We start from the raw sequence: 4,143 nt of genomic DNA on the forward strand, positions 1-4,143 counted from the left end.
AGCCGCTTCCCATGCAAACCTGCCGGCGTATCCAGAATGGCGACGTTACAGTGTTTGGGCGGTAGCTTGAATTCATCAGCGGAAATGTCCCAGTGCTTGATGGTAGCTAGATTTTCAGGTCGAGCCTCCAGCCAATACCGGCTTGATTGCTGCCGGTCGAGGTCTCCCAAATAGACAATCTCATCGTACCGGGCAAACCAGCTCGCGATATGAACCGACAGTGTTGATTTGCCGCACCCACCTTTGGGGTTGGCTACCATGATTTTGCGCATCTAAATTGCTTTGCTTTCGTTTAGCGTATAAAGTGTTTATATAGTTTATACCGTTGATGCCAGTTTAGGAGAGCAAAATGAGCAAGGAAGCCGCAGTCCAGCCCGCGAAAGACGAAGCCAAAGCAGCCGAAGTCGCTACTCCTGTCGTAGAAAAGAGTGAGCCGGTAACCGCCCAAACTGTGGCGCCTGAGCCCAAGAAACCAGTTGCAACGGCCGCTGCCGTAAAAAAAGTAGCCGCCATGCCCAAGGTCGAAAAGAAGGTAGTTGCCGCTAAGCCAGCCAAGAAGGATGTGGCTGAACAGCCAGTTCCCGCTCCGGCAACAACGACGCCGGCCAAGCCGGTGAAGAAGGCCCCCGCGGCTGCCAAGGAAAAAGTTGCCGAAGCACCGAAGGCAGAAAAATCACCCAAGGTAAAGAAACAAGCGCCGAAGAAGCCGAAGCTGGTCCGCGACAGCTTCACCATTCCGGAGACTGACTACGCCCTGTTTGCAACCCTCAAGCAACGTGCGTTGAGCGCTGGCGTCGAGGTGAAGAAGGGCGAAATTTTGCGCGCAGCCCTAGTGGCATTGGCAAAGCTGGACGATGTTGAACTCGTCAAGGCGATTGGCGTGGTTGAACGCATCAAGACGGGGCGCCCGAAGAAATAAACCCTACGCTTCAACGGGGCGCTTCGTGCAAAGAGGCCGCCCCATTGATTGCTGATGTTGCCTCAGCAGACGACAACTCTGTTTCGCCCCGAGGCTTTGGCCTGATAAAGCCCAGCATCCGCACGCTTGAGCAAACTTTCGGTCGTTTCTTCGAGTTGATGCTGGGCGACACCGATACTCACCGTAATGCGGGGTAACGCGGGAGTCTGCATCTCGGTGACAGATACCCTTAAGCATTCTGCGAGATGAGCCGCATTGGCAATGTCGGTTTGTGGCAGGAGAATGATGAACTCCTCTCCACCCCAGCGACACACCGAGTCAGTCTCACGAACCCGGTTCTCCAGGGTTCTTGCCAACAGAACGAGCACCTCATCGCCCTTGTCGTGGCCAAACCGGTCATTGATATTCTTGAAGTGGTCGGCATCCAGAATCAAGAGGCTGTAGTCCACGTCATTGCGACGCTTCTGCTGCCGCGCCTTGTCCAGCAAGTCGAGAAAATAGCGGCGATTCCACAAGCCGGTCAGCGGGTCGCGTGATGCTGCGTATTCGAGTTCATTCTTGAGGCGTTTCTGCTCAGTGACATCGTGAACGACGCATAGCATGAGGCGTTTGCCGTCCATTTCCAAAGGGCTGGCATAGGTCTGCACATCGCGTAGGCTACCATCCGCAAGTTGATGAACGAAATTGAGCGGTCGGTGGCCACCAGGCAATTTGGCTACTTCGCTCATGATGGGCAGCACCTGTCGACCGAGCGCGTTGATTTCCCAGGTATGTTTGCGGCAGAAGCCTTCCCGGGTGTAGCCGTAAAATCGACATGCTGCCAGATTGGCATCGACGATGAGGCCATCTGACGCAGGGTCAATAAGGAGCATGGGCGCCCCATTCGAATGAAATAGCTGGTCATAGAGACCGTACTCGGCAAGGCCGTAAAGCTGAGAAACAGGCGCCGACGGCAGACTGGCTAATATCCCTTCAACGAGGATTCGCTCGTTTTGCGGGTTCTGGTCAAGCAATGACAATTGGCAACTCAGCGGAACCGACGCTCCATTCCGATGCAGCGTCCAGATTTCGATGATGGGCTCACGAGCGCGCAGTGCCGGGAGATAGGCGGCAAGTTGTTCTTCGGCGTGGGCAGAATGACTGCCGTGACGCAGCTCGTGGAGGTCCAACGCGGCGGAAAGCCGTTCCGCAGCCTTGTTTGCAAAAACAACTTCATTTCCACGGCCCAGGACAACCCACACTGGCGCAGTCAGCAACTCCAGCACGCGATATTCGGGGCGCGGCGTGGCGGACGACTCAATCATCTATTTGACTTGCAGCTTAATGTCATGCTGCATGCGCCGCCGAATCTCGGTCATGCCCCGCCGCTCACATTCGGTACACCAAGGCTGGCAGCGGCTCATCACCGACTCGGCAAGATGCAGGGCATCGGCCAACATCGCTTGCGCCTGCGGGGTATGCCATGCCGCAACGGCATCGCGGGTTTCTTTCGGGATTGCCGCTTGCGCTACCCAGTCCTGCATTCTGGAAAGCGCCACGTGGAAGTCGTTGATGAATCCGAATGCGTCCTGCAGGCCGGCAATCGCTTTGGCGTACTCCACCATCTCGTCGTTGTCGAACAGGGGTGCAAAAAACTCGGACGAGTAGCGCAGATGCTTCAAGGCGATGCGGAATCTATGGGCTCGCTCCGGCGTTGGTGCCTTGAGCGTCTTGGTTAGCCGTTTGACGGCATTGCGGTGCAAGTCTGCGAGTTGTTTTTCGGCGAACCGAGGCAGGCTCTTCGGGAAATCATCGGTATCCAAGTCTTGCAAGTCGCGCGCGAACAAGAGGACGGGGCCGCCGTACTGGAGTTGAGCCAACTGTTCGACGGCTTCCTTCTTCGCCTCATCCAATGCGGCAAGTGCGGCCTTGGCATGCAAGGAAATTGGTGGGTCATCGCTCTGCAACATCGGTTCCACGATGCCTGAGCGCATCACATCCAGGTCACGGACGTCCCCAGTGATTTGTGACAGCGCTTTGACGCGCTTCGTCCATTGCGCCTGATAGCGCCCTGGCAAGGCTGGCTTGAAGACTTTGATGAGGCTATTGAGACGCCGCAGGGAAACGCGAAACTGATGTACGAATTCCTGGTCTTGCGAGGTCAGGGTACCCAGGAGATTGGCTTGCCACATCTGCATGCCCTGGCTGGCCAGGAAATGGAACGCCTCGGCCGAACTCTGCTTGGCGCCGAGGGGGCTGGGAGAGGCTTTATGGGGGCCTGAAGCCTGGTTCAGGAATAACTGATAGCCGCGTTCGGCCTTACTGACATCATGAGGGACCAAGGGCAGATGAGTTGCCAAGGCGGTTGCAAAATCGAGCAAGTCCTCCGGATTCCCCTGTGCCAGTTCGAGTTCCACTTCTGAAATCGGCAAGGAGCGGTTGCCCGAGGAAACTTGGCCGGTGTCGACCATGACCAGGATGGCAATCTTCTTCGAAATATCGATGCGCCAGGTTCGCCGCTCGAACGAGGTGGTGAAGACGGGAACCAAACTCGACTGTCGCTCCTCCAAAAAGGCCCGAACCTTGCGGGCATCAACGGCGCTGAAATCGAACGCGCCCGTATAGGGGGTTTCCCACTCGGGGCGGGAGGATAGGCCTGCAACGGATTTGGCGGCGCATTTGACCGTTTGCAGTTGTTCCGTAGGTGTCGTGCGCAGCCGCAGCGCAATTCGTTCTTGATGCAGCGCCAAGTCAGGCGTGTCGAAATAGGTGTTCGCAAGACGTTTGGCAGGACCAGTTTCGACACCTGCCGCAATGAGGGGGTGGGTCCGAACGCGAGCAATAGCGTCGGAAGAGCAGTAGAGTTTCAGTTCAACTTCGGTGGCCATGGTGCTGCGCGTGGAGTCAGGATGCCGCGGAGTCTATCGAAAGCCATAATTCGGCTCTACCTTGCTCCACCAAATTTGTGAATGGTCGGCGTTCTGTCGAAACCACGGACTGGCTTGACGGCCTGGAGCGCGTTAGAATTCCAAAAACATAAAAGCCAAAGCAAGAACAAGTCAGCCATTTTTGGTAGCTCGTCGTTGGCAAATATCACTTAGAGAGAGCAGCAGATGAACAATCAACAGCCGTCAAGTATCTCATCCCGTTCCACCATATTTTCCGCACAATCGAAGCAGGAAGTGGCCGAGAAAACAGTGGCTCATTTGCTGGACGACAAGGACGCGATGAATGACTGGACTAAC

The 4,143-nt window shown here is 56.0% G+C and carries 4 protein-coding genes; 1 reads left to right on the plus strand and 3 read right to left on the minus strand.

Going from position 1 to position 4,143, the window contains the following annotated elements:
• Window positions 1–272: ParA family protein (locus GH663_RS20780; protein ID WP_153133493.1), on the minus strand; the 272-nt coding region annotated here is incomplete at its 3' end.
• Window positions 273–349: 77 nt separating this feature from the next.
• Here GH663_RS20780 and GH663_RS20785 point away from each other — a divergent pair.
• Window positions 350–919: a hypothetical protein gene (locus GH663_RS20785; RefSeq protein ID WP_211371226.1), complete on the plus strand. Its 570-nt coding sequence runs from the start codon at window positions 350–352 to the stop codon at window positions 917–919.
• A 62-nt stretch (window positions 920–981) separates the two neighbouring features.
• On the opposite strand, the gene GH663_RS20790 is transcribed toward GH663_RS20785, so the two are convergent.
• A complete protein-coding gene (locus tag GH663_RS20790; RefSeq protein WP_153133494.1) occupies window positions 982–2,223 on the minus strand; it encodes a sensor domain-containing diguanylate cyclase in 1,242 nt (413 codons plus the stop codon).
• A complete protein-coding gene (locus GH663_RS20795) occupies window positions 2,224–3,786 on the minus strand; it encodes a CYTH and CHAD domain-containing protein (RefSeq protein WP_153133495.1) in 1,563 nt (520 codons plus the stop codon).
• Window positions 3,787–4,143: the final 357 nt, after the last annotated feature.

Source organism: Dechloromonas hortensis (assembly GCF_009469765.1).
Lineage (GTDB): Bacteria > Pseudomonadota > Gammaproteobacteria > Burkholderiales > Rhodocyclaceae > Azonexus > Azonexus hortensis.